Here is a 248-nt window from a genome sequence, read left to right as displayed (position 1 = left end):
ACCCCGTGCTGGAAGTCCGCCTTTGGCGCGATGCGACGACGATTTACATGATGTCGGGGCCGGGCGGTTGTGAGCCGTTTGGGCTTGCGGTCGCTGCGCATGAGCGCGGTCTGAAAGCTTCGATCATCGTTTCCATCGAGGACATGCTTTTCCTGCAATCGGTGCGTTCGGAGGAAAAGCGCAAGGTGATGCAACTGGCGCAGACCGATTTCCGCCAGCGTACAGAAGCCTATGCAATTCCGGTGGAC

1 protein-coding gene is annotated in these 248 nt (G+C 58.9%); it reads left to right on the top strand.

Features of this window, described 5'->3' with window-relative positions; genetic code table 11:
- A partial coding sequence (locus tag SB822_RS59520) for a peptidase C39 family protein (protein ID WP_410859431.1) occupies nucleotides 1–248 on the top strand: 248 nt, incomplete at both ends.

The organism is Paraburkholderia sp. SIMBA_054, assembly GCF_046534875.1.
GTDB classification, from domain to species: domain Bacteria; phylum Pseudomonadota; class Gammaproteobacteria; order Burkholderiales; family Burkholderiaceae; genus Paraburkholderia; species Paraburkholderia hospita.
The sequence above is the reverse complement of the archived record's forward strand: the minus strand, read 5'-3'. Positions and strand labels throughout refer to the sequence as shown.